The 3,955-nt window shown below is 64.7% G+C and carries 4 protein-coding genes and 1 pseudogene; 2 read left to right on the top strand and 3 right to left on the bottom strand.

Annotation, left to right across the window (positions count from 1 at the left end; translation table 11 throughout):
- Positions 1-296: 296 nt before the first annotated feature.
- Positions 297-638 (bottom strand): hypothetical protein, encoded by a 342-nt coding sequence (locus MKK75_RS22700; protein WP_244044778.1) that lies wholly within the window; start codon positions 636-638, stop codon positions 297-299.
- Between the two features lie 283 nt (positions 639-921).
- On the opposite strand from MKK75_RS22700, the gene MKK75_RS22695 reads away from it, so the two are divergent.
- Entirely contained in the window at positions 922-1,632 is a 711-nt protein-coding gene (locus tag MKK75_RS22695) for an SDR family oxidoreductase (protein ID WP_313901885.1), read from the top strand.
- Positions 1,633-2,279: 647 nt separating this feature from the next.
- Here the strand turns inward: MKK75_RS22695 and MKK75_RS22690 are convergent.
- Positions 2,280-2,519 (bottom strand): hypothetical protein, encoded by a 240-nt coding sequence (locus MKK75_RS22690; protein WP_244044777.1) that lies wholly within the window; start codon positions 2,517-2,519, stop codon positions 2,280-2,282.
- Between the two features lie 624 nt (positions 2,520-3,143).
- Between MKK75_RS22690 and MKK75_RS22685 the strand changes: the two genes are divergently transcribed.
- Positions 3,144-3,722: a hypothetical protein gene (locus MKK75_RS22685; RefSeq protein ID WP_244044776.1), complete on the top strand. Its 579-nt coding sequence runs from the start codon at positions 3,144-3,146 to the stop codon at positions 3,720-3,722.
- A gap of 3 nt (positions 3,723-3,725) precedes the next feature.
- On the opposite strand, the pseudogene MKK75_RS22680 reads toward MKK75_RS22685, so the two are convergent.
- A pseudogene (locus tag MKK75_RS22680) lies at positions 3,726-3,955 on the bottom strand (IS5/IS1182 family transposase); the annotation flags it as partial.

The raw sequence follows: 3,955 nt of genomic DNA, 5'->3' as shown, positions 1-3,955 counted from the left end.
GGAGATAGAATGCACGCCCTTTTTGAGAGCATTTTGCCATTTGAGGCTAGAGGCTGACTTCAGCTTCCCACCCCGAGCCGAAGTTCCTGGAGGGCTAGCGGATGACCGCTTTTTGCGAGCGCCAACAGGAGTTCGCAAGGCTGGGTTGGGTCGATAGGAGGCCGTCCGCTTTTCCGATCGGCCTTCTCCAAAGCGGCCCTTCCGCTTTCGGCCACAAGCAGTCGACCGCCGCCACTCGAAAGTAGCGGTCGCCCCATCCTCATCGCGGCTGCCGAGCCGGCTGTCCTCAGCAGTCTTCAGAGATCATCGGAAGCACCGGCCGGCGCCCACGTCAGGGTCCCATCGTCCGTCTCGGTAACGCGTCCCGCGCTCGGCTCGCCGGGACAAAGCTGGGCGAGCTTGAGAACATCGGCGAGCATGACGGCGCAGGCGGCGATGCCCCCTCGCGTCTCCTCAGTAAGGGCTTGCTCGCGGAAGGTCTTGAGCTCCAGTTCCTTCAAGTCGAAAGCGGCGTCGGCCAACAGCACCGTAGCGCCCGCCAACGGCGAGTCGGCGCGCAAACCAAGGTCGTGCCGTTCAACGATGTCCCAAACCCATTCGGGGAAATCGTCGGCTTCGAGAGGTGTGTTGTCGTTCATCGGCGTAGCTCCGTCGCGCACGACGCCGGTCGCCGTGCCTGAACCTTTACGCGAGCGATCGCAGGGTAAAGCGGCTGAGCGGCCTAACGAGATCGGCGGGCGCGTGAACCGCCGCGGCAGGTTCTCAAACCGCATCACCGCGGCGGAAGAGGCCGCGCACTTGCTGATCCGGACACGAACGCGATGTGAGAGGTCGGCGTGGCCGAAAGGAGAGAACGATGGAACTGGGCCTCAACGATAAGGTCGTCCTCGTCACCGGCGGCTCGAAGGGCATCGGGCTGGCCTGTGCCCACGCCTTCTGTGCCGAGGGCGCAAGGTCGGGATCGTCTCCCGCTCGCAGGCCAACCTCGACCGAGCGCGCGAAGTGCTTGGCGAAGTCGCGGGGTACGCCGCAGACCTTGGCGATCCAACCCAGGCGCTTGCCGCCCTCGACGCGCTGGAGGCCGAACTCGGCCCGGTCGATGTGCTCGTGAACAGCGCTGGCGCCGCCCGCCGGACGCCGCCCGACGAGTTGACCCCGGAGCACTGGCGCGCAGCCTTCGATGCCAAGCTGTTCACCTACGTCAACATGTTCGATCCGGCGGTGAAGCGCATGGCGGCCCGAGGTAGGGGTGTGATCGTCAACGTGATCGGAAATGGCGGCAAGGTGGCGGCGCCGACTCATCTCGCGGGCGGGGCGGCCAACGCGGCGCTGATGCTGGCCACGGCCGGTCTGGCGCAAGCCTACGCGGGACGCGGGATACGGGTGGTCGGCGTCAACCCCGGGCTCACGCGCACCGACCGGGTTGCCGAGGGCATGCGGGCCGAGGCGGCGCTGCTGAGCATCGGCGTCGATGAGGCGCAAGCGCAGGCTGAGGCGGGCATCCCACTGGGGCGCATGGCCGAGGCGGAGGAGGTGGCAGCGACGGTGGTGTTCCTGGCCTCGGCACGGGCCAGCTACGTGACCGGTGTGACGGTGACAATGGATGGAGCGAAGGTCGCGACCGTGGTCTGAGCGCGATGGTGGCGCTTGGTCCTTGGCCACCAGCTGATGCCGATGCCCGGCACGTCAGGCGTTCCATGCGCTGGACGTCAGTAACGTCGCGGGTGCCGCGATCGCCTCACTCGCCCATCGGCAGGCTCAGGGGCGTGATCGCGTCGACCGAGCGGCCGCGGTAGTCGCGGGCGGGGCAGAGGGCCATAATCCGGTGAAGGCGGCGTCGAGGCCGCGCCGATAGACGTGTTGGCCTGTCGCCGCGTCCCAGGCGATCACCCAATCAGCGTCGTCTGGTTCATCGCGCCCCCCTGACAGATTGCCCTGGTTGGCAACCGTCTGACAAAGCAAGCCGCCAGAAGCCGCAGAGATACTCTGCCGGGTCGAAGGCTCGGCCTAGCAGCGTAATAGCCTCGCGGCCGCGGGGCGATGCAAGCGGCGGTCCTGAGCATCGTGGATCGACAACCGTCGGTCATGGATCGCCTGCCTCGCGGGCGTTACCCCAGATGCTGTGCGCACCGTCATAGGCACTTCCTTCAGGGGCAGGAGAGCAGGCGACCCGCATGGCATGACCCCCACGCCGTCGATCTCGCAACGGCGCAGGGACCCTGATCAGGGACAGGGTGGTTTCTGCGCTGTCGCGAGCTTCAAGCCCAGCGCCGCCTTGATCACACCGGTATGCAGGCTCCTCGCCGAAGCCGCCGCGCCAGCCCTTCGAGCACGCGAGCGGCAGGGATCGGTGTCGGCTGCGCATAAGCCAGCTCGACGGCGACCTTTTTCGCGATCGCCCTGAGGCCCGCCTCGCGCATGGCATCGGAGGGCAGGCCATCGAGCAAATCGTCGATCGTCCTTATTAAGATACATTCGACCTCACTCGGTGTGAGAGCGGCAGGCTGATCGATGTTCATCCGAGTCATTTTGCATCTCGCGTTTCAGCGGGCCGAATGAGCCCGTCGATCTTTACGAGAGCGAGTTGGGGCTACCTGACTGGCCCAAATCGGCGGATCGGAACTGATGAAAATCGCTTCCTCGAGAACTAAGGCTCCTAACATAGGCCAATTACGGTCGCCGATTGAGCATGCGTCGGCCTAAGCCGGCTGCTGCGCGACTTAGAGCTCCGGGTAAATAACCTCACAATGTAGCTGCTGTGACCGCTGGATGTGCCAGCGCGATTGGCGCCTACTACATCGTAGACCGAATGCAGGGGCCGAAAATGGTGCTTGTACATGGCGACCCATGCCCGGACTGTTGTTCAGCAAGTGCGCAATGCCCTCGTCACCGAGCCCCCGCCATCGAGACCTGCCGCAACCTGCCTGCTCACCCCGAGCATGCCGCACAGCCAGAGCCTACCGCACAATTGAGAGCGTCCCCCAATTGAGAGCGTCCTCCATAGAGAGTGCCCTCGACCAACTGCAATTCAATTGCCCATCTGAACCATCACCTAGTCCTAAACCGTAGACTATTCCCATCATGTTCCTGGCGGACAGCGGCGTAAAAGGTACTCGCAACTGCGCATTTGAGGATGCTGTACTATGGGCAGCACGAGAGCACGGGTTGATTTGGGGTATCGGGCCTGGGGCGAACAGCTCGTCGCCGAGGGATGGAGCGCATACCTGCTCACTTTCATGTTCCGCGAACTCGGCGGGTCCGATGCGGGCGTCCGTCGGCAGATGGAACGGGAGGTCGAACGGGTCTACGCCCTGCTCGTCACCCGGATCGTGCGCAAGCCCACCGCCCCGTCATCGATCGGCCGCCTCCCGATTTGGTTTTGCAGCCCCGACCGGCCGGTGTTCAAGCACGCCAAGCAGGGACGCTGGGACGCCTTCGTCAACGATGGCCGGCACATGCACGCCGTCGCCTTCATCCCGCCTTGGTCGCGGCTGCGGGACGATCTCGTCACCCACTTTCTGCAGTGCGAGCTGGTCTACGTGCAACCCGGTGACCCGCTCATTCGCGTCGACGTGCAGCCGATCACCGAGCGCACCGGGTACGTCGTTGGCTACGCCCGTAAGCACATCGGCCGCGGGCTGATCGCTGAGGATGCAACCATGATTTTGCCAAAGAGTTTTGCAGAGTTACGTGGTCGTACTGCCTACCGTCCGGACACATAACCATTAGCTGAAGGTGGCCCCGATGCAGACGGCAGCGAGATAGCTCGTGGCCGAGCGGTCGTAGCGGGCGGCGCTGCGGCGACACTCCTTTCTCCGGCCGAACATGCTCTTGATGGCAGTGCGGCCGCGGTAGCGCACGGTCTCGAAGCACGGCTTCCAGCGCCCGTGTATCTTCGGCGGGCTTTGGGGGTTGGCCCCAGCCCTGTCCAGCTCTTGGCTGCGGGCTGCGGGTC

This window comes from Methylobacterium sp. J-030 (assembly GCF_022829545.1).
Classification (GTDB): Bacteria; Pseudomonadota; Alphaproteobacteria; order Rhizobiales; family Beijerinckiaceae; genus Methylobacterium.
The sequence above is the reverse complement of the archived record's forward strand: the minus strand, read 5'-3'. Positions and strand labels throughout refer to the sequence as shown.